Origin of the sequence: Aliiglaciecola sp. 3_MG-2023 (assembly GCF_030548205.1) — a bacterium.
Lineage (GTDB): Bacteria > Pseudomonadota > Gammaproteobacteria > Enterobacterales > Alteromonadaceae > Aliiglaciecola.
In genome coordinates this window covers 1-24,860 of record NZ_JAUORV010000028.1, presented here as the reverse complement: position 1 = coordinate 24,860, position 24,860 = coordinate 1, and the positions used below count along the sequence as shown (strand labels likewise).

The window sequence follows — 24,860 nt, the reverse complement described above, 5'->3', positions numbered from 1 at the left end:
AAGGTGGTTCTTCTGTTTATGGTTCTGATGCGATGGCTGGTGTTGTTAACGTTATCCTTAAAGATAACTACGAAGGTTTGACTTTCTCTGGTGGTTTAGGTCACCGTGATAACGACGAAGGTACAACTTCTAAAGAATTCTCAATCGTAGGCGGTGTGTCTAACGATAAAGGTAACATCACCTTTGCATTCGATCACCAAGAGCGTAAAGGTATTTCTGACGGTGCTCGTGACTATACTGCTGCAAGCATGACTGATTTTAATGGCGACGGCGAAATCCAAGCATATGACGAAACCTCTGGTTGGTCTATCTATGGTGCAACTGTTGCTGATCCAACTTTCACCGACGCACAAGCTTCTCCTTTGTGTGGTGACTTGGAAGCTGAATATGGTTCAGATACTTTCCAAACAGTTGCAGCTGACAATGACTGGGGTAACCCAGGTTCAACGTACTGTATGTATGCGTTCGCTAACGTTTCATACAACACAGCATCAGTTGACCGTAATACATTGTACGTAAATGCTAACTATGAAGTTGCTGAAGACGTAGAATGGTTTGGTCAAGCAATGTTTGTTCAAAACAGTTCATTTGGTCGTTACGCTCCTCCTGCTGCTCCTTGGGTTAACATGAGTGCGGACAACGCAAATAACCCTTACGGTGTTGACGGCGCATACGGTTTCTTCCGTTGGGTTGGTATTGGTACTCGTGACGGTAACGTAGACGACTACAACCAAGATTATACTACTGGTTTCCGTGGTAACTTAGATTGGAACGATGCTTCTTGGGAAGTTTACTACCACACTAACATCGCTGATAACAAATCAGTGGGTGAGTACTACTTAAGTTACGGTGGTTTAGCCTATAACGAAGCTAATGGCATTGACCTAGGTTCTGATGAAGGTATTGCAAATATGAAAGCAACTACTCTTCAAAACTCTGGCTCAACATTAGACCAATACTTCGCTGGTATCGGCTTCGATATGTTCGAGTTAGGTGGCGGTATGGCTGCACATTATTTTGGTGCTGAATACTTCGAGCAAACTTACGAAGATATTTACGACGGTCAGTCAGAAACTGGCTTAATCGGTGGTTCTGCTGGTAACAGCGCGGAAGGTATGCGTGATGTTACAGCATTCTTCTTCGAATCTTCTCTACCTGTTACTGATGACTTAGAAGTGAACATTGCTGTTCGTTACGATGATTACTCAGACTTCGGTGACAACGTTTCTCCTGCTGTAAAAGCACGTTGGGAAGTTGCTGACGGTGTTGTACTTCGTGCATCATACTCAGAATCGTTCCGTGCTCCAGGTTTGGATGAATTGAATGCAGCGACTACCTTCTCTGCTGAAGGCGCAATCGATTATGCTTCTGGTTCTACGAACGAAAGACAGTATGACACTTACTACAAATCAAACCCTAACTTAGGTCCAGAAGAATCTGATTACACTAACTTAGGTGTAGTTTGGGATGTGAGTGACGAGTTTGGTATTAAAGTAGATTACTTCAAACTTTCTATCGATAACGTAATCCAAACTAAAACAGTACAATCTCTATTGTCTGACGAAGCTGCTGGTATCATCACAGCTAAAGCACCTGGTTCTGATGTATCAGATGATACATTCTACCTAATTCGTGCTTCATCTGGCACATTGCTAGAAGCAGGTACTGGTTACTTCAACGGTATTGGTTTCGAAATTGAAGGTATCGATTTAACCTTTACCGGAATGCTTGAAACTGAAGTGGGTGACTTCCGCCTATCTAACACTAACAGCTTCATCTTGTCATATGACGAAGAAGAAGGTGGCGCGATTGTTGATACTTCAGGTTGGTCTGGTCAGCCTGAGTTTAAATCAGTTGCTACATTATCTTGGGCATTGTCTGACCACCTAGTGGCTTGGAACATGACCTACACTGACAGCACTTCAGAAAATGAAGTATTGACTGACGGTGTTTGGGTTCAGTCTGGTAAGTTAGATAGCTGGTTAATCCATAACCTTACTTATACCTATAATGCTGGTAAGTACGGTGCTCTTACTTTAACTGTTAACAACCTAACTGACGAAGATCCAGTGTTGTCTTCTACTGGTACTTGGGATGACCAAGACTTGTATAACAACTTTGGTCGTGATTACCGTATAAACTACACAATTAGTTTCTAATACGATAATTAACAATACGTTAGTTAAACAACGTTAATAGCAAAAGGCCGATTTATATCGGCCTTTTTTATTGAACTTTTATAGTGAGGCAATCCTTGGAAAGTTATTGGAGCCAGTATTGGCAGCAAGGCCATTTGACGTCTTTCGGTAATGATTTTACAGAAAATTATACCGGAGTATTAAAGTCCCATTGGGAGAAAGTGTTCACAACAGTACAAAGTCAAACTAAGGTGTTGGATATTGGTACTGGCAACGGTTCTATTATCGCTTTAGGAAATAATGTTAATTCTGAACTTGTTTTTACTGGATTAGACAGCGCCAAACTAAATATACCAGCGACATTACAAACTAAACAAAATGTTCTCTTTGTTGAAGAAACCTCAGCTGAAAAGCTGCCGTTTGAAAATGATAGTTATGGCTGTGTCGTGTCCCAATTTGGCATTGAATATTCATGTTTATCGAAAAGCATAGAGGAAGTAGCGCGGGTTTTAAAGTCAACTGGTCGATTTGAATTTGTTCTCCATGATATTGAATCAACCATTGTTAAACCCAATATACAGATGCTTGAAGCGGGTAAAGCACTTTTAAACAGTGAGGTTATAGATAGTCTTCGAAAACTGTTTAATGGGCTGGCGAAATATGGTCAACAATCGCCGTTAACCGAGCAACTTAGGCATAAATTAAACGCCGATATCGGCACCATTGCAACACAACATGCGACAGGCTTACAAGGTACAAACTTTCCAGCGTTTCTAAAACATGTGATGAACACCAAGTTAGATCTCAAGCAACGGAAAAGCGATTTAAAAATATTTTTGCATGAATTGGAAGGTCAAATTGAACGACTTTCAGATTTAGTTAATGCCGCACTGGACAAGACAAAGTATCAACAGCTCATTCAACTTTTGGCTGAATACGGTTTGCAGGTAGTGAACGATGAATACATCGTAGAAAATGGAAAAATGATAGGGCGATACATCAGTGGTACTAAAGCAAACAAGTAAGTTCATTGAACCCATAATTATCTTGTCAGCGCCTAGAGCAGGTAGCACCTTATTATTTGAAACTTTGGCCAAACACCCTAATCTTTGGACCGTTGGCGGAGAAAGTCACCACATTATTGAACATATTCCAGCGTTAAGCACAGTGGCAAGAGGCTATGTGTCGAATAGATTAGATAGTGTTGATGGGGATGACGTTACTATTAAAACCTTACAAACAAGGTTTTACAAGGCAGCAAGAAAAACTAATGGGCAAACAACCGCAAATCTTGATCGGCAAATCCGTTTACTTGAAAAAACCCCAAAGAATGCCCTTCGTATCCCATTTTTACTTTCCGTATTCCCAGATGCCAAATTCATATATTTAGTAAGAGATCCTCGAGAAAACATCAGTAGTATTATGGATGGCTGGCGGTCCGGTCGGTTTGTCACTTACCCCGAGATTACAGCTGCGAATTCTAAATGGTCATTTTTATTGCCGGACGGCTGGAAAGACTACAAGTCTGCCAGCATAGCAGCCTTGGCTCGGTTTCAATGGCAATCTGCCAATGAAGCTATACTGGATTCCTTTAAGAACTTACCGTCTAAGCAATATGCGGTGGTGAGTTACCAAGATTTGGTTACTCAGCCTGAGGATGAGGTTAATCGATTACTAAAATTTGCAGAGTTACCTGCATTTTCCCAGAGTTTGCAACGTTTACCTTTGTCGCGTTACACCTTATCTGTCCCGAACAAAGATAAGTGGAAACAGAATCAAGATGAAGTGCTAGAACAGTTACCCTTAGTAGAAAACACATTAGAACAGATTAATAACCTGCTAGTCAGTCGAGGAAACAAGTCCCTTGATTTAGTGGATTTAAATTTCGCCAGGAATGTGCAGCAAACTTCAACTGGTGTGATAAATCGCAAGCAAGCACCTTCTAAGGTTTCTCGCAACGCGCCATGTCCTTGTGGCTCGGGTAAAAGATACAAACAATGTCACGGTCTTATTGTAAAATAAGTGTTTAAGTCGTTTACAACGAACATATCAATAATGGAAAGATAGCTTTGAAATTAAAACACGAATTCATTCAACTTCCTTTACACTTTGACCAACAACGTCTGCAAAAGGAGATTGACCAACTTGAACGCAGTTTGTGGACACCTCATCACGAAGGTTTTAAAGGCAATTTATCGATTCCATTAGTATCGTTAAATGGTCAGTTTAACAATTTGTTTAAAGGCCCTATGGCGGCGACATCCGTATTGCAGCAAACCCCCTATCTAAAACAAGTTATTGGGAGTTTCGGTGAGGTAATAGGCCGTTCTCGACTGATGGGCTTAGAAAGTGGCTGTGAAGTGCCTTTGCATTCAGATATCAATTACCACTGGTATAAACGCGTTCGTATTCATATCCCCATTGTCACTGATCCCAATGTGATATTTCATTGTGGTGATAAACAAGTACATATGAAAGCCGGAGAGGCGTGGATATTTGATTCGTGGAAATACCATCGGGTTGACAATAACAGTCAACTTTTTAGAGTGCATTTAGTCATCGATATCTGCGGCTCAAGTCGATTTTGGGATAAGGTGGAAAGTGGGCATGTACCTTGGTTGAATGAGCCTTTTAGTGCGCAACAAATCCAGAATGTGGCATTCGATCCCGACAGTGATTCAGATTTTAAATGTGAACGTTTTAATACGCCGTTGGTCCTTGCTCCTGGCGAAATGGAAGGGCTAGCTGAGGATCTTATTTCTGATGTATTGTCCATGGAGTCGAACCCGCGTAAGCAAGCCGATGAAATGGTTAGTAAGGTAAAGTCATTTTGTCATCAATGGCGAGAGCTGTGGAGTTTATATGGTTTAAGTGATGAGGGATGGCCTGCTTACCATAGGTTGCGACAAACTGCCTATGAGCAGGTTATGCACCTGGAAAGTAGCTTAAAACTCACCAATGGAACACAAGCGACACGGATGTTTTTGCATTGTATGATTGATCCGGCGTTAAATGTGGAAGTCAAAGATAGTTATCTTGGCAACCCCTTGGCTAAACATGATAATACTCAAGGTATTACCACTAAAAATAGCAAACCATCAGTGGCTCCTACCGAGGAGCAAGAGCCAAATGCCGTTAGTGCGGAAAAGCCCCAAGTTGGTAATGATAAACATCGCAAATTAGGCAGAAACGATATTTGTTATTGTGGCTCAGGGCTTAAATTTAAACACTGTCATGGCAAACTAAATTAACGGCTTTAGAGCAATGTTTGCTGTATACGGGTTTTTAACTCGTCCATTTGTCGTTTAAATTGTGGCAAAAGCTCGGCATACACATCAGCACTTCCAATGGCATTTTTATGAATGGGTTGGCGAACTTGGCTAGCGCTGGGGGTTAACACTGGTTTATCCGATTTGAAAAATTCGAAACACTCTTTTTCTACTGCTAAACCACAAAATTCGAGTAGCTGGGTAATCGTCTTTTGTGGCTCAGATACCAAATTAGCGTAAGACAAATGATAAATACTTTTGGGAAACTGTTTACTCCAATGCCCCATTATTTTCACGTAGCCGGTAACATAAGTTTCAATTGAGGTTAAATTGAAACTGAAATCATTTCCATGGCTAAAATGTTGTTTGTATACGCTCATCCCATTATCGAAAGGATCGCGAATTAAATTAATAATTTTTGCATTAGGGAATAACGCTAAAATTAATCCAATATGTAAATAATTGGTGGGGTTCTTATCAATTAAAAAAGGCGACTCTTGGGTTAAGTAAGCTTTAGCTTGTTTTAAATAAAAGGCAGAGTAGCGCGAACCTTGTTCAGCGGTCATGTTTAACAGGCTTTGGGAATAGCCATGCTTGCGGCTTAGTTGCATGGCAATTCTTTCAATATAAGGCAGTTCGTCTGTAGCTGCTACTTGAGAATGACTCGCCAGAATTTGTTCTGTTAAGGTGGTACCTGAACGGGGCATACCGACTATGAAAATTGGAGTGACTTTATTTTCATGGGGAATTTTAGAATCAGTTGGTTTTGGCACATAGCGACTTAGTTCCTCCACTAACTGCAAGTAACCCTGCTGCCGAAAGGGGCGTGATTGTGCAATTTTGGTGTTGGCTGCACGCATATAGTCAAGGGCCTGGGAATACTGCTTCTGTTGTTCTTTTGCATGACTTAATGCAAATTCGATCAGTTCGGGTTTGTTCTCAGCTTCACCTTGAGACATTTTTGCTAGCTTAGTTTGCATATTTTCAATTTCTTGGAGGGTGAAAATATAATTTTTCAGGTCGGCTAAGCTCCAGTATCCATAGCCACTATTTGCCGGGGCTTGGATGATATATTTTTGATAATACTCAGCCGCTTTTTGCGTATTACTAAAGGCTTTGTAATGATGCCCAATGTTTAATAGTAGTAAGGGGTTATCAAAATTGTTCTGTTCGCAAATTAAGGCTAGGTCGAGTGATTCTTGAATTTTTCCTATTTTACTTAAACATAAACTTTGATTGAATTTGAGTTTCATATCTTGCGGATGTAAAGCAAGGAGTTTGTTTAACACTTTATGCAATAGAAAAAACAGCTCTAACTTATTTAAATGTCCTGCAACAATAAATAATTGCCGTTCACTTAAGTCATGTTCATCTACCAAAGCGGTTAATAAATCGAAGGCGGCATCAAATTGTCCTTCGGCAGCCTCAATTTGATATTTGATTATCAGTGCATCTGTATGCAGAGGAGTTTTGCGCAAAATTTTATTTATTGCTAATCGGCTCGATGTCAGTTTACCGCTGGCCAATAATTGCTGCGCGTCTTGTAATAGTTGTTGAATTCTTTGCGACAAAATAGACTCTAGATTTAATCTTGGGTTGGATTTCATTAAGTGGTATCTTACCTTGATTCGCAACTTGGTTCATACCCACTTGTAACCTGATTTTATTGTCTGATTCTTATGCAAAACCCAAATTTAAGCGCGCAACAAAGGTTGAACATGGCGATGCAGCTAATGCATAAAGGCCAATTCGAACAAGCCTTAAATCACTTCATGATTTTGAAAAAAGTAGGCATCAAAGATTTTCGTCTATCCAGAGCCATGGGATCTGCTTATGAACGCTTGGGTAATAATACCGAAGCTAAAAGTTATTTTTCAGAGTCCTTGTTACTGAATCCAAAACAACCCGATCTGTACTATGCACTAGGAAAAATAGCCTTCCTTTCTAAGGCATTTGACCAAGCAATCAATTATTTTAAACAATGTTTAAAATTTGATAATAAAAATCCACAGGTTTGGTTAAAGTTGGGGCAGTCATATTTTTATTTAAACGATTTAGACTCGGCTGAGCAAGGGTTTTTGAATTGTGAACGTTTGCAACCCAACGCCCTTGATGCCAAGTTCGGGCGCAGCCGTATTTTACAGAAACGCAATGAGATAGATAAAGCTGAAACCCTGTTGGTGTCACTCCAGAAAGCAGAACCCAATAACCTACGCGTTATATCTGAGCTGGCTTGGATGAAAAAGGAACAGGGGCAGTACCAGCAGGCAGCCGATTTATTTCATAAAAGACTCACTATTGATGGGAATAATCCAGAGTTTTACGAAGATTTAGCCTTAGTTTATTTGGATCTGAATTTACCTAGTCAAGCCTTAGATACCCTTAAGGGAGGCCTTGAAAAGTCGCCGCAAAATCGTAAGCTCAATCAATTGCTTAGCGCCTTAAAGTATGAGATGAATGACGACAATCACTTGTCTCATTATCGTTCTCAGGCCATCGATAAAATGCCTGACGAATTAATTGTCGATTACATTGTAGGTTTAGTGAAAGTTAATGAACTTGCACTGGCTAAACAGCTAGTGGATGAGCTTTACACCCAAGAGAACAAAAAAGCGGTGGCTAAGAACCTGCAATTAATTCTATGGGAAAAAGAGCATAGGTACGAGGCTATTGTAGACGTTTATATGGACAAAATTGCCTCAAATACCACTTTGTCACAATCTGAAAATGAGAAATTAGCAAAAGCCTATCTAGCCTTAGGTGACAATCAAAAAGCGAATACGCTAATTGATACTATGTTGCGTGTAGCCCCAGATGATCAGTTGATTTGGGCATTGAAAACAACAGCTTTAAGACAATTGCAAAGTCCAGAATATGATCGGCTTTGTGATTACGAGAATATGGTATTTGAGCAACCATTATTATTACCAAAGCAATACAAAAATATCGAACAATTTAGTCTAGGGTTGCGTGCAGCCTTAAACGAAATCCATGTGAGCCAACGTAATCCTTTGGATCAGTCTTTGCGTCATGGTACGCAAACTATGGGAAATCTATTCGCCCATCAAATTCCGGTTATTCAAGAATTAAGAGCAGCCCTTAAAAAGACCATTGATTCATTACTAGTAGGGCTTAGTCCAGATCCTAATCATCCTTTTTTCAAGCACGCTGGAAAAGCCATCGACTTTTCGGCGAATTGGTCGGTTAAACTCAGTAACAAAGGCTTCCATGTTTCCCACGTGCATCCTAAAGGCTGGTTAAGCAGTGCATTTTATGTCAGTTTACCTTCGGTGATTGATGATACAAGCAAACAAGGTTGGCTGTATTTTGGGAAACCAGGTATTGAACTGCCCAACACGTTAACAGCAAGAAAGTGGATTAAGCCAGAAATAGGTCATTTAGTTTTATTCCCCTCGTATTTTTGGCATGGAACAGAACCATTCGATGATTCCCAAGAAAGAATGTCTGTGGCCTTTGATTTGTTGCCGTTAAATTCGTCAAAATGAATGGTGCATTTAGGATAAAAGTGACCTAAACTAAAATCATATACTTTTGTCTAAATGGTCATACCAGCTCTTAGTCGCTAATTTTGAATGAATTGTCGTAAAAACATTATTTTTAATCATAAAATAGTTGAATTCATCACTGAAAATGTATTATGACAATACTGCTTCAAGTCTCATTTATATTGACAATCAGTATTTTTTAACCTTCTTTGATTATAAAAACTACCGATAGTGATTAAATGCTAAAGTGAGGCTCACGATATCTTGACAACTCGATAACTTCCGTGTGACCATTCGAGTGCAATAGTGTTAAATCGATTATGGAATAACACTATAATCCTAAAAATAATTATATAGCCCCTCGTCAGGGAACTTTTCACCTTGACTGGGATTCATAACAAGAAAATTGGTTGGGAACTATGTCCAAAATGAGCAAGAGAACCCTTATTGCCTCTACCGTTATGGGTGCATTTGTACTTGGTAGTAGTGCAGTCTCTGCAGATACATTGAATGATCTTCATAAAGAAGAAGCTAAAATCCATGTTGCTGCAGCAAAATCTCAAGAGAAAATTGATAATCTCTTTCAACAATCACAAGAACTTTTAGTAGATTATCGTGCAGTTGTAGACGAAACAGAGAATCTGAAAGTTTACAATGATTATGTTGCAACTCTAGTTGCTGACCAACAACGCGGTATCGATTCTCTACAAAAACAAATCGACCAAATTGATGAAACTAAGCGTGGGATCGTTCCTCTACTTTTCAGAATGATCGACAGTCTTGAAAAATTCATCGAAGCCGATGTGCCAATTAAAATGGCAGAGCGACGTGCTCGTGTAGAACGTTTACGCGATGTAATGGGTAACTCAAATGTAACTGTATCAGAGCGTTTCCGCCAAGTTATCGAAGCTTACCAAATTGAGTTGGACTACGGCTCAAAGATTTCTGCTTATCAAGGCAACATGACGTATAACGGTACTGATATTACAGTTGATTTCTTTAACCTAGGTCGTACAGCATTGATTGCTCTATCTCTTGACCAAAAGAATGCTTGGATGTGGGACACCGCTGAACGCACTTGGGTAGAGTTAGGTAGTGAATATCTTGAATCTAGTATCGCTGCAGTTCGTATGGCAAGAAAACAATTGCCAGTTAATCTAGTTAAACTACCCATTCCAGCTGCGGAGTAATTAAGAAATGAAATTAACATTTAAATCCGTATTTGCTGCAACAGCAGTTACCCTTTTAGCATCTGGCGCTCACGCTCAATCGAGTCTTGACCAATTGTTAGAAGAAGTGAAACAGAATCGTGTTTCTGAAGCTAAACTTGATAAGAAGCGTGAAGCAGAGTTTCAATCTGCTCGTGCCGATAAACAAGCGCTACTTAGAACCGCTAAGGCAAACTTAAAGGCAGAAGAAGCTCGTGGTGATCGTCTTGCCAAGCAATTTTCTGATAACGAAGTGACCCTCACTGAAAAAAGCACCGAGTTAGATATGGCGACGGGTGACCTTGGTGAGATGTTTGGTGTAGTACGTCAAGCGGCATCTGAATCTTATGGTCGTATTGCAACATCTATTGTAAGTGCACAATTTCCTGGTCGTGCTGCATTCTTAAAAAGAATGTCTGAAGAGTCTGAAGGTCTTCCAAATATCCGTGAACTAGAAGATATGTGGATTGCACTTCAAACTGAAATGACTGAATCAGGTAAAATTGCTCGATTCAACACTGAAGTTATCAACCTTGAAGGTGGTTCTTCACAACAAGAAGTTGTGCGCATCGGTGCATTCAACTTGGTCGGTGAAGTAGGTTACTTAGTTTATGATGATCAAGAAGAAAAAGTTCAACCTCTAGGTCGTCAGCCTGATGAATTCCAAGCTGAAACTGCGCGTGAATTATATGCGTCGACTTCAGGTGTTATCCCAACGTTTGTTGACCCTTCAAGTGGTGCTATTCTTGGTCTGTTGAAACAGAAAGCAACGTGGCAAGAACGCTACCATGCAGGTGGTCCAGTAGGTTATACAATCACAGTTATGCTAGTGATTGGTCTACTAATCGGTTTCTATAAAATCATCACGCTTACACTTATTAGTGGCAAAATGCGTTCACAGTTGAATAATCCAGGTTCACCTTCATCATCTAACCCTCTAGGTCGTGTATTGAAGGTTTACAATGAAAATAAAACTGCTGACACTGAAAATCTAGAAATGAAGTTGGACGAAGCTATCCTTAAAGAACTTCCTACTATTGAAAGTGGAATTAACATCATTAAGATCTTTGCTGCAATCGCTCCGTTACTAGGTCTACTAGGTACGGTACTTGGTATGATCGCTACCTTCCAACAAATTACGTTGTTCGGTACGGGTGACCCAAGATTGATGGCGGGTAGTATCTCAATGGCATTGGTAACAACAGCTCAAGGTATTATTGCGGCACTTCCGCTAATTCTAATGCACAGCATTGTTGCTGGTCGTAGTAAATCAATCGTGCATATCCTTGACGAACAAACTGCGGGCATCGTAGCTGCTCACGCAGAGTCGGAGAAAGCATAATATGGCTGACCTGATTGGATTATGGGATTCCGTCAGGGAGTTTATCGCGACAGGAGGCGGGGTTTTGTACCTCGTCGCTTTAGCGCTCTTTCTCATGTGGGTGTTAATGATAGAGCGCTTTTGGTTTTTAAATTCTGTGTATCCTAAGATGAGAAAGAACATCATCAAAGATTGGGATGCTAGAACTGATACCACCTCCTGGTATGCGCATAGAATCCGTGATGCTTGGATTTCACAAGCTTCAGATAAACTAGGCAGTAACATGTTACTGATTAAAACCTTAGTGGCAATGTGTCCGTTAATTGGTTTACTAGGTACAGTTTGGGGCATGATTAACGTATTTGAAACTATGGCTACACAAGGAACCGGTAATGCTCGATTGATGGCTGCTGGTATTTCAATGGCAACAATTCCTACTATGGCAGGTATGGTTGCAGCTTTGTCTGGCGTCTTCTTTAGTTCTCGTTTGGAATCAAAAGTAAAAATCGCCAAAGAGAAGCTGATTGACAGCCTTCCTCACCATTAAGAGAGAAGTTTATGGCTCGTAAAGAACGTGCACCAGAGGAAGATGCAGCGATTGATATGACACCGATGCTAGATATCGTGTTTATCATGCTTATCTTCTTCATTGTAACTACTGTTTTCGTTAAGGAAGCAGGGATACAAGTAAATAAACCCGGCGCTAGCCAAGCGTTTTTACCTAAAAACGCTAATATCTTTATCGCTGTTACGGAAGACGGTGTTATATGGATGGATAAGCGCGAAGTTAAGGTTGAATCTATTCAAGCAAACCTTGAAAAGCTTTTGGCCGAACAGCCTTCAGATGTTGTGATTATTCAGGCAGATGAAAAAGCTGAACATGGTATTGTGGTGAAAGTGATGGATCAAATCAAAGCCGCAGGTATTGACCAAATCTCAGTAGCAGCAAGAGGAGCTTCTTAATTATGCGAGTAATTATCTCTATATTGCTTGGTGCGGTGGTTGCTTTTGGCCTGTTTGTTGTAATGGCTAAGTTAGTAGCAAACTCTTCACAACCAGCAAGTGAAGTACCTGAATCGCCTGTTATTGATATTGTAATGTCGGACCCAGACGAATCAACTCAGACTCGTCAACGTGTTCCACCACCACCTCCACCTCCGCCTCAGCAACCGCCTAAAATTCAGCCGGTTGAACCTGATGTGGAAGATGCAAGTGCTGATGGCGTAAGTTTTAATATGCCAGCTGTAGATGTTGGTGGCGCGTCAATTGATATTGGTGGCGTTGGTAACATGCAACGCGATGGTGAAGCAACTCCAATTGTTCGTATTGAACCTAAATACCCAGTGCAAGCTGCACGAGATGGCAAAGAAGGATGGGTTATACTATCTTTCACTATCAATGAGGTAGGTGGCGTGGAAGATGTTGATGTTTTGGATGCAGATCCTAAACGTATCTTCGACCGTGAAGCTAAGCGCGCATTACGTAAATGGAAATACAAGCCAAAAATCGTCGATGGGAAACCTGAAAAACAGTTCAATATGAAAGTGCAATTGGACTTTAAATTGGATCAAGGCTAATGAAAAAGTTTGTATTAAATGTTACTGCGATAGCAACTCTAGGTGCCGCTACATTGCTATCAAACTCAGCAGCAGCTCAGTCGGCACCCGTTGCTTGTGCAGATTACAAGCGTGGCACAACCAACATAGTTGGTGAGCGCGTTGGTAAAAAGATTCAAAAGGCGCTTGAAGCGTATAATAACGATCTTATCGATGAAGCATTAGCTATTCTTTATGAAGTTGATGCTAAAGACGGTTACGATCGTGCGTTTGCTGATAATTTTATTGGCAAGATGTTAGCTGGACAAGATGGCAAAGGCGCAAAAGCGCTGGAATATCTAGAAGGTTCTGTTAACCCTAAAGCCCTTAATGATTCTGAACATGCTAATACCGTAAGACTGGTTGCAGACCTTAGTATGCAAGAAAAGGAATACGGAAAAGCAGTAAAGTACTATCAAGAGTGGATGAAATTCACTTGTAAGGAAGATGCTGATATCTACACCCGTATGGCGCAAGCTTATTACGAGTTGAAAGATCTTCCAAAGATGGTACCACCTGCTGATAAAGCAATTGCGTTATATGAAAAACCTAATAAAAACCCTTATGTTTTAAAATTACAATCATTTTACGAGCGTAAAATGTATCCGGAGACTGTGGCTGTAGCTGAAGAGTTAGTTCGCAAGTTTCCTGATAATAAGCAGTGGTGGTCACAATTAGGCTTTTTCTATATGTTAGTTGAGGACTACAAAAAAGCTCTCTCTACATTTGAAATTGCATATAATCAGGGCTATTTGTCTAAGAAATCTGAGATAAAAGCGTTGTCTCAATTATACGCGACTAATGAAATTCCATATAGAGCAGCAGTGCTTTTGGAAAAACATATGAAGTCGGGTTTGATAGAAGAAACTGAACAGACGTTATCTAGTCTGGCAAATTCTTATCATCAAGCTAGAGAGTATAAGACAGCTGCGAGTTATTATGAAAAGGCAGCTAAGATTGAAAATGATGCTGATTTATATCGCAAACAAGGTATTTTGTTGCTAGCAGCAGAAGATTACAAAGGTTCGATAAATGCTTTACAGAAAGCGCTTGATAATGGAGCCGACCAGACTGGTCGTATTCATATCGCGATGATGGAAGCAAATATTTATACCGGTAACTTCCGCCAGGCAATGGTTCATGTTCGTGAAGCGAAGAAAGATAAAAACGTGGAACGTACAGCTAGAGCTTGGGAACCTTATATCAAAGAAAAAGCGAAAAATCGCGGTATCAAAGTCTAACTTGACCGTCTAAATATCGTAATACTTAAAAGGCTTCTTAATCGAAGCCTTTTTTATTTGTCTCAAATTTTTAAAGTTTACATTATTCTTTTTATATCAGCATCCTGTGGTGTTTCTTTAAACCTTACTATGCAATTTAGCGGCATCTAGTCCTTTTTAAGTGGGGTAAACCCCTTTTTGTGATAAAAAGTTTTTACAACACCTAGTCTCAAACCATGCACTAATTTGTTTTCCTTTGATGTGAGTTGTCTTATTTTATCTGGTGAGGGTATTCTTCTACTATCATGCTTAGTTGATGGCGAAGATGACTCTCAATCTGTTTTTTACCTGCTAGTTTGTATAATCTGCATAATTGCGGATAAGGTTCTTTTTCAGTGATCACATCATTAATAAAGGTGATAGCTAGTTTCCACTGTTTATCAGTGTGTTGTGAATTTATGTTATGGGTTTTAAGCCAATTATCTATAGCAAATTCAACACTATATAGTGGGCGTTTACCCGCAATGAATTGTGTAATCAAACTAAACCAATAGTCTTTTATTTCCTGGCTTTCTAAAGGTGCATGTACCGAAGCTTCGCCTGAATTAGATTTCAATTCATTTTGTAGTTGTCTAATTAGAGCCGGTGCCAGGGTTTTTAAACGATAGTCCTGTTGATAGTCTAATTGCTGGCGACATACCTGGGTTAAGAATTCCAAACTTTTTGCGGCTTTTGTATTTAAGGGGCTGAGCATTATTGCACTAAACTCTCCGCTGGACGCATCCTGTTTAATACCGAGTTTTACCAACTTAAATTCATTCTTAAACCAAAAATTTGCAAGTGCTTTGGTTAACCCAAATGAGCTTCCTATGAAGTCGTGCTGATTCTTTTTAGCCTCATATTTTATAAGCTTTAAAATTTCAGAGCCTACATTCATTTGTCTATATTGTTGTTTAACCGCAATTCTAACAACGCGTATATAGGTGTCTAACATGAATTGAGGCTTATGGTGGTCGAAGGCTAACCGTTGAGGAATTAAGTGGCCTGGTATTCTTCTGTTGCCCTGTGCTATGTCGTTAGCAAGGGGCTCGAGTTTATCCCCCCCTTCCAAAGCGGTGAGTGCCACCGCAATAGGCATTCCCTGCAGATTACTTATCACCAGTATTTGCTGATTAGCATCTAACATTCTGACAAAATCGTCTGGTGTTGTTTGGTAGTGAGCATCGACTAAAAGCTCAAAAACGGCTTGCAGGAGGTTGGGTTGGGCAATTAATTGTTGGCCATTATAGGTTTGATACGTGAAGTTTTTTGCTAAACCATTAACGTTGTCTATCCCTTGCAAAGGTTGTCTAATGACAGCTTGACTAGGTTGGGCTAGTTTCAAGCTAGGGTTTGTAATGAGTTTCTCAGAGGTGGTTTTAAGGGCCATAACCTGAAGCCAAAAAGCTTCAAGTGGATCATTTTCAAACCATCGAATAGGGCGGTGCAAAACAAATTCACGGAAATGGGAAAAGTGTGTTTTTAAAAAAGGTTTAAAGCGTAATTCAAAACCTCTTCCACTACCTTCATAACCGTGTATCGTTGTGCTAAGTACCACTTTTGGATAGTGAGTAACTAGTTTTTCCAGCACTTCCGTAGGCAAGGTTGCTGCTTCATCTACAAATAACCAATCCCCTTTAGGCAGCGTTTTCATTATTTTATCAAAAGCTAGATACTGTATTCGATTCATTGGGTCATTGTCTGAGTCCAAGGGCTTGTGATGAGTACTAATCGTGTTTGCTGCTTGTTTAAATATTTGATGGGTCATAGAGCGATGGGCAGAGGTAACTATAAAGCTTGCGGTTGTCGATTTAATTAACTGACCTGCAGCAATACCTAATGCCGATGATTTTCCTCGACCGCGATCTGCAAGCACTACAATCTGATTGTTCTTTTTAGCATTGGCATATTGAATATATTCCACCAATTGTAATTGGTCTGGAGTTTTACATAGGTCATCTTCAAAGGGATCCGAATCAAGGTTTACACTTTCTACTTGAGACAGTTTTACTTGATTTTGTTGCCAAATTGAAACCTTTGGAAAGGTTTTAATGTGTGTAACTAACCAATCAATAAATATTGAACGATGGCTGCTTGCAATGCAGCCTAATCCATCAACTGAACTTTGGGTTTTAGCCTGAGTCGACCAAGATTCTAGATCTGGGCAGAGTATGATCATTAGCCCACTTTGACTGACACAACCACTCATCGCTAGTAGCGCATTACCTCTTAGCTCACTGAAACCGTCGTAGATGACCCACTCAAACTCTTGTCCAAGAACACTTCTATATTGTTTGGTTTGAATATTGTTAAACCCTGCTAGATGACCAACACAAATGTTTGTTGAGGGCTTGTTCGCGGTGAATATTTCAGCGATTGAATCCTTCACCCACTCACGACTGCCAGATATGACCAGCAACTGTCGATGACAGCAATGCCGTTTTCGTTCTGCAAGCCAAGATTTTACTTCTTTTGTCATATGCTCTTTTGGTCTAATTCTTGATATAGTTTCGTCCCCCTAGTGTATTGAATAAAATTGAGGAATACGAATGCGCTTTCTAACGCGAAGATTAGTTATGCCTGGAGATTTAAATTATGCGGACTCTTTATTTGGTGGGCGCGCTTTAGAGTGGATTGATGAAGAGGCGGCTATTTACGCAATTTGTCAACTGGAAACCACATTATTGGTTACCAAACATATTGGTGAAATTACCTTTGAATCACCGGCATTAAAAGGTGATGTTGTAGAGTTTGGGCTAGAGACTAAGAAAGTTGGGCGTACATCCATTACCATTTCTTGTATGGTTCGTAACAAAGCCACCAAAAAAACTATTTGTATGGCAGATGATATTGTTTTTGTGAGCTTAGATCCTGAAACTAGAGAGCCTGTACCCCATGGTAAAACCATTGAAGAATTAGAACTACAAACTAAACAAGAATTACGTTCATTAAATTTGAACGATTAATCCCGATTAATTTGCAATGAATTGAAGGAAAAATGGGTCAACTGCCGCTAACGTCAATAAACAGACGCAAGGTTAGCGGCATATTTCTATTTTATAGGCTTGCACTTACAATATTTTTAACATCTTCCGGACTAATGTTTTGTCTTTCTCCTATCTTTGTCGCACCTGCTTTTTCAAGTCTTGAAGCAACTTCGTCAGCCACATTAGCGTCGATATTATACTCAGATAGAGTGGTTTTTATGCCCATGTCACGGAAAAACTGCTCGGTTTTTTCAATGACTAAGTTGATGGCTCCCTCTTCATCATAGCGACTTAGCCCCCAAACTCGTTCGGCGTACTGAAGCAACTTTTCACGTTTATGTTCCCGCTGATAATGCATGACTCGAGGCAAAATAATTGCCAGCGTGACCGCATGATCCAAGTTATGAAGAGCAGTCAATTCATGTCCAATGGTGTGAGTAGACCAATCTTGAGGCACACCTACACCAATTAACCCGCTTAACGCCTGTGTTGCATTCCACATTAAATTTGCTCGTAAATCATAGTCTTTTGAGGTTAGTACGCGGGGGCCAATATCTATTAAATTACTTAAAATCGACTCCGCAAAACGGTCCTGTACGCTGGCATTAACCGGATAGGTAAGGTATTGCTCAATAACATGCACAAAGGCATCTACAACGCCGTTAGCAAGTTGTCGCTCAGGTAACGAATAGGTAACCTGTGGGTCAAGTACTGCAAATTTAGGCCTTACATGTTCAGACATAAAAGGTAACTTGAGGTTGTATTCACGGCGGGTTACCACTGCAGCAGTATTGGTTTCGGTCCCTGTGGCTGGGAGGGTTAAAATGCAGGCCAAACTGATAGCTTGTTTGATTTTTTTGCCTTTGGCTAAGATGTCCCAAGGATCTCCTTCAAAATGTGTCGCTGCTGCAACGAATTTAGCGCCATCAATAACAGAACCACCGCCGACGGCGAGAATAAATTCAACACCTTCAGTTTTCACCTTAGACACAGCTTTCATCAAAGTTTCAAACTCAGGGTTGGGCTCAATGCCCGAAAATTCGCACCAATCATGCCCTTCAAGTTGTTCAATAATTTGTTGGTAAACACCGTTATGCTTGATGCTACCACCTCCGTAAACCAACATGATTTTAGCATTGGGCAATAGCGAAGATAATTTACTAATACTGTCTTTTCCAAAAACAACTTTAGTAGGATTGTGATAAATAAAGTTTTGCATTTTCAAATCCGAAATAATGTTAAGAAGCTGAAAGTGTCGATTAACTATATTGAACCACTAAGTGAGAAATTCAAGTTGAATGTTTGAATTAAGGTTTAATCATGGCTCGCAATAATTTGGTGAGCTTATTAGCCTATTTTTTATTTTTAATTGGTTAATCTCGGTTTCTAATAATAACGTTGGAGTAGGGCGGTTAGTTTTTTTATGTTTACGCACTGAACAGGGCATTATAAAAAACAGTAATATAATCATGGAGATTCGGTTGCGCCCTTGCTATCATTTGATTGGGCAAGTTATTCAATAACTTGTTACACCAAGGGGTGCTCTTTGCTGAGATCCAATTTGTTGGAAACCCTTATACCTGATCCGGATAATACCGGCGTAGGAATGGTCTTCAAGAACTTTTCAAAGCTTTCCATTTACTGCCGAAATACCGGATCTTTTCATTAGTTAGAAGAGATCCAAATGAAATTGAAATTTCCATTACTTTACTCCACTGTTTTAAGCGTGATACCGACATTTGCTTTGTCTGCTGAAAATTTAGAAGTCATAACCGTTACTTCTGATTTTAGAGAAAATGATATTCAAAATGTAACTGCCAGCGTGAGTGTTATATCTGACGATATCATCGAGAAGCGAAACGCATTTCACTTAGAAGATATTTTAGGCATGGGGGCCAATATAAATTTTAGTAGCGGGGCTTCTAGAGGACGCTTTATTCAAATTCGCGGCATTGGTGAACGTAGCCAGTATTCTGAACCCAATAACCCATCTGTGGGATTGCTAGTAGACGATTTCGACTTTTCTGGATTTGCTGGTTTAGGTACCTTATTTGATGTTGAGCAAGTTGAAATTTTACGTGGTCCACAGGCTACCGAGTTTGGGGCTGCAGGCATGGCGGGAACCATTAAGATCAAAACGGCTGAAGCCGATGATCAGCAACAAACCAAATTTCTTGCCACTGTAGCGCAACAGGGAACGTGGAATATTGGTGCGGCGTACGGAAACCAAATTAGCGATAAATTATTTTATCGAGTCGCAATCAATCAGTTTAAAAGTGATGGCTTTATTTACAATCAATTTTTAGATAGAGATGACACAGACAATCTAGATGAACTAACGGCACGATTAAAGTTAAAATTTCTAGCAACAGACAACACAACTATCGATTTCAATTATCAGTATTTTGATATTGATAATGGTTACGATGCATTCTCCCTTGATAATGATGGGGTTACACGTTCAGATGAGCCTGGCGTTGATACCCAAGAAACCCATGCGTTTGGGATTAAAGCGAATATTGAGTTAGCTCAAACGACTGTTATTGGTTCGTTAAATCACACCACGTCAGATTCTGTGTATGGTTATGATGAAGACTGGACCTATGTTGGATTTCATCCCTGGGAATACAGTTCTACCGACTACTATTATCGCGAAAGAGACTTAACCAGCATCGACTTAAGAGTGGTCTCCAACGATAAAGGGTTGATTTTTGATGATACCACGCAGTGGTTAGTTGGCTTCTTTGCTCGGGATATAGATGAAAATACCCGCAGAAATTATACCTATGCTGAACAAGACTTCAGCAGTCAATACGAACCAATCAATATTGGTATATACGGACAAACGGATACTCAAATCAACCAAAATCTTAGCGTGAGTTTAGGCCTCAGAGCTGACCGTTTTAAAATGGATTATGTTAACAATGAAGGCTATGTTGAACAGCAAACTGACACTATGTTGGGGGGCAAAGTTGTTGTTAAATATTCCATAAACCAAGCATCAGTGTATTCAAGTATTTCCAGAGGCTATAAAGCAGGTGGCTTTAATCCTGACCAAAGAGTCACCGAGGAAAGTCGTTTATTTTCCCCCGAGTATAACTGGAACTATGAAATCGGCATAAAAGGGCAAGCATTTGAAGATCAACTCTTTGTTCGCGCAGCGCTTTTTTATATGGATAGAGAAGATACCCAAGTTAGCGATTATGATGTGCAAATTAGTGAAGACGGAGTTCCTAGTTTTATCGATATCATTGGTAACGCTGATGTTGGAACCAATAAAGGGCTTGAAATAGAGCTTGATTGGCAACTATCAGATGCCATTAACCTTAGTGCAAATTATGGGTACTTAGACGCTTATTTCGGCGGTTATACGCAAGCTGATGGCACTTATATTGATGAACAATGGCAAGCGCAAGCACCTAAACACTCCTTTAATATAGCTGCTTTAGGGTATCTATCACAAAATATAAGTGTACGTTTAGAGGCTGATGGTAAAGATAACTATCGCTTTTCAGATGGACACGATGTGGAATCTCCTTTTACGGTCTTAGTAAATGCCCAATTACGTTTAGATTGGCAAGACTGGACGTTTTCCTTATGGGGCAAAAATATTCTTGATCGTGAACATTATGTTCGCGGATTTGGTGGTTTTAGTAATGATCCCAGAGACGAATATGCAACGCCTGAACCCTATCTACAACTTGGCGATGGTCGTCAATTTGGATTGACTGCAAGTTTACGTTATTAATTAAACAGGATTCCTATTATGAAATCAGTCGTTGAAATTTCGCTATATCCACTTAATCAAAAATATTTGGCACCCATACAAGACTTTATTGATCGCTTGAATGGTTATTCTCAATTAACAACATCAACCAGTGATACTAGCACTATAGTACGTGGGGACATGACTGAATTAATGGGTATTCTGAACACTGAAATGCAGAAAACCTATGCAGAAGTAGGCCAAGCCATCTTTGTTTGCAAATTCTTGAATGGCGATGCAATGGGTGAATCGAGTTAATGGAAGATCTTTACGCTGTTCTGCTCGAACAGATTAAACACCAATCAGTGTTAGAGGTAGCTGCAGTGAGTTTTTCACTGCTCTACCCTTGGTTGGCTGCGCGACAAAACATTTTATGCTGGCCAGCGGCATTGATTAGCACAAGTCTTTATATTTATATTTTTTGGGAGGTAAGTTTACCTTTTAATAGCGTCCTTAATTTGTACTACTTGATAATGGCAATATATGGCTGGTTGAAGTGGCAAAAAAAGGCTGAAGAAAAGACCCTTGAAGTCACGGTGGTTCCGTTATTTATTCATCTTTGGATGGTATCTTTGTTGGTGGTTCTTGGGCTAGCTTTACCGCACCTAGTAACACTTTCATGGCAAGGGGGAGACTTATATTTAGATGCATTTGTAACGGTCTTTAGCGTGTACGCTACCTATTTAATGGCGAATAAAATTCTTGAAAACTGGCTTTTCTGGATTGTAATTAACTCTTTTGCGGCGTATTTATATTTTATCAACGGTTTGCTACTCACTGGAATGATGTTTATTTGGTATTTTGGATTAGCTCTTTATGGTTATTTTAAGTGGAGAAAAGACTACCTTAGGGAATCACTAGGAAAAGAAGTTTACCTATGAAATCTAACTTGAGTCGCTAGCATCGCAGGCGTATGCTGAGATTCTAAGATTAGAGGAAAATAAGATGAAAAAGGCCCGAATCATTGATGAGTTGTTAGCCAGTCAACTGTTTGGAGAACATTTGTCTTTGGAGCCTATAAAGGGTGGGGTGGTCAACTTAAGTTATCGCCTCGCCACTCAATCAGGGGTTTATTTCCTCAAAACGTTTGAGTTAAACCATATTACCCCTACGGATAGACAAGCCTTGTTTTTCCAGCAACAACAGCTGAGTGAGCTTGGCATTACCTCCATGCCTATTTATCTTTCCAAAGCCCACGACTTTCAAGTTGAGTCTTGGGTAGAACATATTTCGTTATTAAAAGTCAATAAACCTCAAAACGACAAAATTCAAATCTTAGCCAAAGTATTAAGTGAAATACATGCTTTACCTACTTTAGCGACTTCAATTGACCTGCCAAAAGACTGGATAATTTATCTTAAGGCGGCAACTGTCTCAGATGTAGATTACTGGCAGCAAAGAATCATCGACTGCAAACCAAGTTGGATTGAAACTCACAAATCGGACCAAGTTCTTTGTCACAATGACCTTGCTATGGAGCATGTGGCCATGCAAGAGCCTGCTTTCGTATTCGACTGGGAGTACGCATCTTTGGGTAATCGTTATTTTGATTTAGCTTCATGTGCACTTATTAATAATATGGACTATCACGAAATGATGACGTTGCAACATAGCTATGCGCAATTTTGTGAATTAAGTGAACACTATGTGTTCGAACAGTTTCAAACACAATTTCCCATCGTGCAACTGACCTATGACTTGTGGAAAGAAGCGGCAAAAGCCATTTTATTGGACGATGAGAATAGTTAAGTTCAAGAAAAGTGAACAAATTATGCTAATTAGCGATGCAAAATACTTTACCTTTTTTTATCCATGAGTATAATGCTGCTTCTTCTGCAGGGGTGTAGTTCCAATTGGTAGAACAGCGGTCTCCAAAACCGACGGTTGGGAGTTCGAATCTCTCCACCCCTGCCAATTTTTCTGTTAATCTTGAAGAATGACCGAGCCTACCTCAAAAACACTAAGCAAATATCAAACAGCCATGCTTACCCATATGGGAATAGTACCTTGGCAGTTAAGATCTGCTTCTCAAGACGCGACTAAGCTTGAACGTCAGGAGGCCACCGCAGATGCTATTTCTCAATCGGCTTCTCAATTACCAAGCCAAGCGCAAAAACAGGCTGGTTTAGAGAGATTAAGGCAGAAAATTGAATCCAATAGTAAAACCCTCAATCATGCTGTTCTGTTATGCATGCCTGAAAGTTCATCAAGCCAGTTTTTAACCGATGTGCTCTTGTTTGCAGATCTAACGATGACCGATTGTGTGTTTATAGAAACCGCAGATCCCAAGGATTATGTTGATTTCAAATTGGCCTGGCGGATAGGTGAAAAAATATCAATCAACGGCCAGGTTTTAACAGCGCCAACACCAGATAAAATAATTTCTAGTCGGGATAAAAAACAATTGTGGCAAATGTTACATCAACTGTTTTGATTTGTTATGGATAGGCAATTTCAAGGGATAAACAAAACCAACTATTTTGCTGCATTTAGTGTACAGCAATCTTGTCATCTTAACCCTTGGTCAGAATCCGTCTTTGTGGATAGTTTAACCAAGCCTTATTTTGCTTTTCAGTTAGTCATCGATAATCAAACGGTGGGGTACTATGTTGGTCTCAATGTGGCAGGTGAAGCAACCTTGATGGATCTTGGAGTAAGTCAAGAGCTTAGAGGTAAAGGTTTTGGGCAGCAATTACTTGATCATTTTATCCAGCAATGTGTTCAATTGAATTGTGAAGAGATTTGGTTGGAAGTAAGAGAGTCTAATCGAACGGCCGTTGCACTTTATTCAAAAAATAAGTTTGAATTTGTAGAGGTTCGAAAAGACTACTATCCAACGAAAACAGGCCGTGAAAACGGCCTGATTATGAAAGCGAGGTTACTCGAGGGTTACACCACTCGACCTATCTAACTGCAGCGCTTTCTAAATTCATTTGCTGGCTCACATCAGAACGTTCCATAGCCATCTGAACAATTGTAGAAGAGTTAAATTGACATCCATTACACATAGCTATGAATTGGTTCATACTTGGACTGCCAATATTTTTTTCCCAGTTTTCGTAAGTTTTTCTGGTTTTCACATTCGCAAGTTTGGCCATTTGAACTGTGGTTAAACCTGCTTCTAAACGCATTTTACGTAAATCACTACCCGTTATATACATAAGGTTCCTACTCCATTTATTGTTATATAAGCAGCAAACAATTTTTAAATTGGCGTTAAAATAACTATTGTCTGCCTTAATTTTAAACATATTGTATGCAAGGTTTTGTGGATTGAATTCCACATGGTGTAAAAAATCATCCTAAATATATAACTGGTTGTTTTTTAAAGGTAAATAAATTACCTGTTATATCAATTTCACTTGAAATCAGACAAAAAGAGGCAAGAAGGTACTTTTGACAAAAGCATAAGCACCTTTCTAAAACTAATGTAGCGTTGTTTTACTTTATTCGAATAACATAAGCATGAGGTTATTTATCTATACTCATAGGGAAAATGGGCGCAATGTTATCGCTATAAAAATTAAGTATATCTATACATGTACATCAACTTCGAAATCTAATTCAGACTTTTCAATTTTAACTGTTTAGTAAATTTAAAAAACTTCCATACCAGCTGCTGGTTTCTTCAGTACCAATGGGTGGCTTTTGCTTAGAGCCCGCGTGTGCCTGAGTGGCAGCAACAGAAGTAGTGAGGGCTATTGTCAGCATAGCGGCTTTGATAAGAGTGTTACGTTTCATGGTCTTTCCTTACTTTAATTAATGGGTTAGTGGTGTTTAGTTAGCTGAAAAAATCAAGAATGTTGCCATA

23 protein-coding genes, 1 tRNA gene and 1 riboswitch are annotated in these 24,860 nt (G+C 39.8%); of the genes, 19 read left to right on the top strand and 5 right to left on the bottom strand.

Features of this window, described 5'->3' with window-relative positions; genetic code table 11:
• The 4 genes from Q4574_RS21010 to Q4574_RS20995 form a co-directional block, all read left to right on the top strand.
• Nucleotides 1-2,159 (top strand): TonB-dependent receptor (locus Q4574_RS21010; protein ID WP_303477547.1); only part of this gene is annotated, 2,159 nt, incomplete at its 5' end.
• A gap of 95 nt (nucleotides 2,160-2,254) precedes the next feature.
• Nucleotides 2,255-3,163 (top strand): methyltransferase domain-containing protein, encoded by a 909-nt coding sequence (locus tag Q4574_RS21005; protein WP_303477545.1) that lies wholly within the window; start codon nucleotides 2,255-2,257, stop codon nucleotides 3,161-3,163.
• Nucleotides 3,141-4,160 carry a sulfotransferase gene (locus Q4574_RS21000; protein ID WP_303477543.1) on the top strand — a complete coding sequence of 340 codons (1,020 nt, stop codon included), beginning with the start codon at nucleotides 3,141-3,143 and terminating at the stop codon, nucleotides 4,158-4,160. The genes Q4574_RS21005 and Q4574_RS21000 overlap by 23 nt, the downstream gene beginning before the upstream one ends.
• A 47-nt stretch (nucleotides 4,161-4,207) precedes the next feature.
• A complete protein-coding gene (locus tag Q4574_RS20995) occupies nucleotides 4,208-5,389 on the top strand; it encodes an aspartyl/asparaginyl beta-hydroxylase domain-containing protein (protein WP_303477540.1) in 1,182 nt (393 codons plus the stop codon).
• Nucleotides 5,390-5,394: 5 nt separating this feature from the next.
• On the opposite strand, the gene Q4574_RS20990 is transcribed toward Q4574_RS20995, so the two are convergent.
• On the bottom strand, nucleotides 5,395-7,014 hold the full coding sequence (locus Q4574_RS20990; protein ID WP_303477538.1) for a sulfotransferase: 1,620 nt from the start codon (nucleotides 7,012-7,014) through the stop codon (nucleotides 5,395-5,397).
• A 111-nt stretch (nucleotides 7,015-7,125) separates the two neighbouring features.
• Between Q4574_RS20990 and Q4574_RS20985 the strand changes: the two genes are divergently transcribed.
• From Q4574_RS20985 to Q4574_RS20955, 7 genes are all read left to right on the top strand, one after another.
• On the top strand, nucleotides 7,126-8,913 hold the full coding sequence (locus Q4574_RS20985) for a tetratricopeptide repeat protein (protein ID WP_303477535.1): 1,788 nt from the start codon (nucleotides 7,126-7,128) through the stop codon (nucleotides 8,911-8,913).
• Nucleotides 8,914-9,341: 428 nt separating this feature from the next.
• The gene (locus Q4574_RS20980; protein ID WP_303477533.1) at nucleotides 9,342-10,103 is read left to right on the top strand and encodes a DUF3450 domain-containing protein; all 762 of its coding nucleotides are present in this window, start codon (nucleotides 9,342-9,344) and stop codon (nucleotides 10,101-10,103) included.
• A gap of 7 nt (nucleotides 10,104-10,110) precedes the next feature.
• The gene (locus Q4574_RS20975; protein WP_303477530.1) at nucleotides 10,111-11,463 is read left to right on the top strand and encodes a MotA/TolQ/ExbB proton channel family protein; all 1,353 of its coding nucleotides are present in this window, start codon (nucleotides 10,111-10,113) and stop codon (nucleotides 11,461-11,463) included.
• Nucleotide 11,464: 1 nt separating this feature from the next.
• A complete protein-coding gene (locus Q4574_RS20970; protein ID WP_216050122.1) occupies nucleotides 11,465-11,989 on the top strand; it encodes a MotA/TolQ/ExbB proton channel family protein in 525 nt (174 codons plus the stop codon).
• An 11-nt stretch (nucleotides 11,990-12,000) separates the two neighbouring features.
• Complete coding sequence (locus tag Q4574_RS20965) at nucleotides 12,001-12,405, top strand: biopolymer transporter ExbD (RefSeq protein ID WP_303477528.1); 405 nt, start codon at nucleotides 12,001-12,003, stop codon at nucleotides 12,403-12,405.
• Entirely contained in the window at nucleotides 12,405-13,019 is a 615-nt protein-coding gene (locus tag Q4574_RS20960) for an energy transducer TonB (protein ID WP_303477550.1), read from the top strand. The genes Q4574_RS20965 and Q4574_RS20960 overlap by 1 nt, the downstream gene beginning before the upstream one ends.
• Nucleotides 13,019-14,278 (top strand): lipopolysaccharide assembly protein LapB, encoded by a 1,260-nt coding sequence (locus Q4574_RS20955; protein WP_303477525.1) that lies wholly within the window; start codon nucleotides 13,019-13,021, stop codon nucleotides 14,276-14,278. The genes Q4574_RS20960 and Q4574_RS20955 overlap by 1 nt, the downstream gene beginning before the upstream one ends.
• A gap of 250 nt (nucleotides 14,279-14,528) precedes the next feature.
• Here the strand turns inward: Q4574_RS20955 and Q4574_RS20950 are convergent, their stop codons facing one another.
• Nucleotides 14,529-16,775 (bottom strand): GNAT family N-acetyltransferase, encoded by a 2,247-nt coding sequence (locus Q4574_RS20950; RefSeq protein ID WP_303477522.1) that lies wholly within the window; start codon nucleotides 16,773-16,775, stop codon nucleotides 14,529-14,531.
• 70 nt (nucleotides 16,776-16,845) lie between these two features.
• On the opposite strand from Q4574_RS20950, the gene Q4574_RS20945 reads away from it, so the two are divergent.
• The gene (locus Q4574_RS20945) at nucleotides 16,846-17,262 is read left to right on the top strand and encodes an acyl-CoA thioesterase (RefSeq protein WP_303477520.1); all 417 of its coding nucleotides are present in this window, start codon (nucleotides 16,846-16,848) and stop codon (nucleotides 17,260-17,262) included.
• Nucleotides 17,263-17,353: 91 nt separating this feature from the next.
• Here Q4574_RS20945 and Q4574_RS20940 read toward each other — a convergent pair whose 3' ends face one another.
• A complete protein-coding gene (locus Q4574_RS20940; protein WP_303477518.1) occupies nucleotides 17,354-18,502 on the bottom strand; it encodes an iron-containing alcohol dehydrogenase in 1,149 nt (382 codons plus the stop codon).
• Between the two features lie 306 nt (nucleotides 18,503-18,808).
• Nucleotides 18,809-18,907, top strand: a riboswitch (TPP riboswitch).
• A 60-nt stretch (nucleotides 18,908-18,967) separates the two neighbouring features.
• Here Q4574_RS20940 and Q4574_RS20935 point away from each other — a divergent pair.
• The 7 genes from Q4574_RS20935 to rimI all read left to right on the top strand — a co-directional run bounded on the left by Q4574_RS20935 (nucleotide 18,968) and on the right by rimI (nucleotide 23,960).
• Nucleotides 18,968-21,031: a TonB-dependent receptor gene (locus Q4574_RS20935; protein WP_303477516.1), complete on the top strand. Its 2,064-nt coding sequence runs from the start codon at nucleotides 18,968-18,970 to the stop codon at nucleotides 21,029-21,031.
• An 18-nt stretch (nucleotides 21,032-21,049) separates the two neighbouring features.
• Nucleotides 21,050-21,307 (top strand): YkoF family thiamine/hydroxymethylpyrimidine-binding protein, encoded by a 258-nt coding sequence (locus Q4574_RS20930; protein WP_303477514.1) that lies wholly within the window; start codon nucleotides 21,050-21,052, stop codon nucleotides 21,305-21,307.
• The gene (gene pnuC, locus Q4574_RS20925; RefSeq protein WP_303477512.1) at nucleotides 21,307-21,930 is read left to right on the top strand and encodes a nicotinamide riboside transporter PnuC; all 624 of its coding nucleotides are present in this window, start codon (nucleotides 21,307-21,309) and stop codon (nucleotides 21,928-21,930) included. The genes Q4574_RS20930 and pnuC overlap by 1 nt, the downstream gene beginning before the upstream one ends.
• A gap of 64 nt (nucleotides 21,931-21,994) precedes the next feature.
• Nucleotides 21,995-22,798 carry a phosphotransferase gene (locus Q4574_RS20920; RefSeq protein ID WP_303477509.1) on the top strand — a complete coding sequence of 268 codons (804 nt, stop codon included), beginning with the start codon at nucleotides 21,995-21,997 and terminating at the stop codon, nucleotides 22,796-22,798.
• Nucleotides 22,799-22,886: 88 nt separating this feature from the next.
• Nucleotides 22,887-22,963 (top strand) — tRNA-Trp (locus tag Q4574_RS20915).
• Between the two features lie 22 nt (nucleotides 22,964-22,985).
• Nucleotides 22,986-23,483 (top strand): hypothetical protein, encoded by a 498-nt coding sequence (locus tag Q4574_RS20910; protein ID WP_303477507.1) that lies wholly within the window; start codon nucleotides 22,986-22,988, stop codon nucleotides 23,481-23,483.
• Between the two features lie 6 nt (nucleotides 23,484-23,489).
• Entirely contained in the window at nucleotides 23,490-23,960 is a 471-nt protein-coding gene (rimI, locus tag Q4574_RS20905; protein WP_303477505.1) for a ribosomal protein S18-alanine N-acetyltransferase, read from the top strand.
• On the opposite strand, the gene Q4574_RS20900 is transcribed toward rimI, so the two are convergent.
• Nucleotides 23,953-24,210 carry a helix-turn-helix transcriptional regulator gene (locus Q4574_RS20900; protein WP_303477503.1) on the bottom strand — a complete coding sequence of 86 codons (258 nt, stop codon included), beginning with the start codon at nucleotides 24,208-24,210 and terminating at the stop codon, nucleotides 23,953-23,955. The genes rimI and Q4574_RS20900 overlap by 8 nt on opposite strands.
• Nucleotides 24,211-24,628: 418 nt before the next feature.
• Nucleotides 24,629-24,790, bottom strand: coding sequence for a hypothetical protein (locus Q4574_RS20895; protein WP_303477500.1), 162 nt, complete (start codon nucleotides 24,788-24,790; stop codon nucleotides 24,629-24,631).
• Between the last annotated feature and the right edge of the window lie 70 nt (nucleotides 24,791-24,860).

What these genes read in the sequence shown, in the direction of transcription:
- Q4574_RS20920 (WP_303477509.1), top strand. Translation starts at nt 21,995, where the DNA reads ATGAAAAAGGCCCGAATCATTGATGAGTTGTTAGCCAGTCAACTGTTT.
- Q4574_RS20970 (WP_216050122.1), top strand. Translation starts at nt 11,465, where the DNA reads ATGGCTGACCTGATTGGATTATGGGATTCCGTCAGGGAGTTTATCGCG.
- Q4574_RS20895 (WP_303477500.1), bottom strand. Translation starts at nt 24,790, where the DNA reads ATGAAACGTAACACTCTTATCAAAGCCGCTATGCTGACAATAGCCCTC.
- Q4574_RS20985 (WP_303477535.1), top strand. Translation starts at nt 7,126, where the DNA reads ATGGCGATGCAGCTAATGCATAAAGGCCAATTCGAACAAGCCTTAAAT.
- Q4574_RS20940 (WP_303477518.1), bottom strand. Translation starts at nt 18,502, where the DNA reads ATGCAAAACTTTATTTATCACAATCCTACTAAAGTTGTTTTTGGAAAA.
- Q4574_RS20935 (WP_303477516.1), top strand. Translation starts at nt 18,968, where the DNA reads ATGAAATTGAAATTTCCATTACTTTACTCCACTGTTTTAAGCGTGATA.
- Q4574_RS20950 (WP_303477522.1), bottom strand. Translation starts at nt 16,775, where the DNA reads ATGACAAAAGAAGTAAAATCTTGGCTTGCAGAACGAAAACGGCATTGC.
- Q4574_RS20910 (WP_303477507.1), top strand. Translation starts at nt 22,986, where the DNA reads ATGACCGAGCCTACCTCAAAAACACTAAGCAAATATCAAACAGCCATG.
- Q4574_RS20930 (WP_303477514.1), top strand. Translation starts at nt 21,050, where the DNA reads ATGAAATCAGTCGTTGAAATTTCGCTATATCCACTTAATCAAAAATAT.
- Q4574_RS20965 (WP_303477528.1), top strand. Translation starts at nt 12,001, where the DNA reads ATGGCTCGTAAAGAACGTGCACCAGAGGAAGATGCAGCGATTGATATG.
- Q4574_RS20980 (WP_303477533.1), top strand. Translation starts at nt 9,342, where the DNA reads ATGAGCAAGAGAACCCTTATTGCCTCTACCGTTATGGGTGCATTTGTA.
- Q4574_RS20975 (WP_303477530.1), top strand. Translation starts at nt 10,111, where the DNA reads ATGAAATTAACATTTAAATCCGTATTTGCTGCAACAGCAGTTACCCTT.
- Q4574_RS20900 (WP_303477503.1), bottom strand. Translation starts at nt 24,210, where the DNA reads ATGTATATAACGGGTAGTGATTTACGTAAAATGCGTTTAGAAGCAGGT.
- Q4574_RS20945 (WP_303477520.1), top strand. Translation starts at nt 16,846, where the DNA reads ATGCGCTTTCTAACGCGAAGATTAGTTATGCCTGGAGATTTAAATTAT.
- rimI (WP_303477505.1), top strand. Translation starts at nt 23,490, where the DNA reads ATGGATAGGCAATTTCAAGGGATAAACAAAACCAACTATTTTGCTGCA.
- pnuC (WP_303477512.1), top strand. Translation starts at nt 21,307, where the DNA reads ATGGAAGATCTTTACGCTGTTCTGCTCGAACAGATTAAACACCAATCA.
- Q4574_RS20955 (WP_303477525.1), top strand. Translation starts at nt 13,019, where the DNA reads ATGAAAAAGTTTGTATTAAATGTTACTGCGATAGCAACTCTAGGTGCC.
- Q4574_RS20990 (WP_303477538.1), bottom strand. Translation starts at nt 7,014, where the DNA reads ATGAAATCCAACCCAAGATTAAATCTAGAGTCTATTTTGTCGCAAAGA.